The sequence below is a fragment of the Mycolicibacter acidiphilus genome, from assembly GCF_018455725.1.
GTDB lineage: Bacteria > Actinomycetota > Actinomycetes > Mycobacteriales > Mycobacteriaceae > Mycobacterium > Mycobacterium acidiphilum.
This window is the reverse complement of the sequence record NZ_JAHCLR010000117.1, coordinates 1-1,476: the sequence shown is the minus strand read 5'-3', so window position 1 is coordinate 1,476 and position 1,476 is coordinate 1. Positions and strand designations below refer to the sequence as shown.

Below are 1,476 nucleotides of genomic sequence, written 5' to 3'. Positions count from 1 at the left end.
CGCCGTTGCCGCCGTGCCCGCCGGCGCCACCGGCCGTGCCCGCGGTCCCGTCGCCGTCACCGCCGCCGGTGAACGTGCCGTCGGTGCCCGCCAGTCCGGCACCACCGGCGCCGCCCTGCCCGCCGGCGCCGCCGACCCCGCCGTTACCGGCGTCACCGGTGGACGCCGTGGCGCCGACACCGCCGTTGCCGCCCAGCCCACCGGTGCCGCCGACACCCGCGGCGACCGTCGCGGTGGCCGCGCCGCCCGCGCCGCCCTCACCGCCGGCGCCGCCGGCACCACCACTGCCGCCGTCGTTGACGAGTTGGCCCAGGGTGCCGCTCAGCCCGAGCTGCGCAGCGACCGCCGCCACCCCGCTGGGTGCGGTCCCGTTGCCGCCGTTGCCGCCGAGACCGCCGTTGCCGCCGGTACCACCGTCGAGTCCGGCGCCACCCGCCCCGCCGGCGCCACCGGCGCCGCCCAGGGCACCCGCGCCGCCGTTGCCGCCGTGCCCGCCGTTGCCGGCCACTCCGCCGGCCGCGCCGGTGAAGCCCACGCCGCCGGCGCCACCGGCACCGCCGAGCCCGAAGAACGAACCGTTGCCGGCGCCGCCGTCACCACCGGTGCCACCGACACCGCCGACCGCACCGACACCGCCGACACCACCGGCGCCGCCCACGCCGATGAACGTCCCGCCGGCCCCGCCGTCACCGCCGGTGCCGCCGACACCACCGGTGCCACCGGCCCCGCCGTCACCGAACAATCCGGCTGCGCCGCCGTTGCCGCCGACGCCGCCGGCGGCGGTGTTGTCCCACCCGGCGCCGCCGTCGCCGAACAGCCAGCCACCGGCGCCGCCGTCGGGGTTGGCTGCGGTGCCGGCGGCCCCGTCGCCGATCACGAACGTGCCGGCCAGTCCGTTGATCAGCTTGTCGATGGCTTCGCCGGACGACGAGTTGATCCAGTTCTCGATGCTGTCGTGCACCGGTGCCCAGAACTGGGCGAACAGCGCCGAGAAGTCACCCAGATCGCCCGCGGCCGCCGACCCGGACACCTCGGCCGCCGACCCCGCGACGTCCGTGCTGAACAGGACGGGGTCGGCGGCATCCGCCCCGGAGACCCCGGCGAGCCCGGCGCCCGGGTCGACGAGGTCGACCAGCCAATCGAAGCCGTCGGCCTGGGCGGCCGGTGCGGGGGACAGCGGGGCCAGCCCGAACGCGAGGAAAGTGCCGACGACCGATCCGGCACCCAGCAGTCGACGTGCCGGTCCGGATACCGGCGAACGACGATCTTTGCGGCTCACAACTGTCCCCTTGTCTTTCCGAGGTTGATCACGTCGATGGTGGGCAGGTGCGTCACGGGTCAGCCCTTCGCTCCAGGGGTGCCGGCGGTGCCCGCCGTGGTGCCGGGGCTACCCGCGGTGCCGGTGGCGCCGCCGTAGCCGCCGGCCCCGGCGATGCCGCCGGCCCCGACGCGGCCGCCGGCACCGCCGGCACCGGC

General features: G+C 77.8%; 1 protein-coding gene. It reads right to left on the bottom strand.

Annotation, left to right across the window (positions count from 1 at the left end; all coding sequences use genetic code 11):
- On the bottom strand, positions 1–1,279 hold a 1,279-nt coding region (locus KIH27_RS22075), incomplete at its 3' end, for a PGRS repeat-containing protein (protein WP_372451454.1).
- Positions 1,280–1,476 lie beyond the last annotated feature (197 nt).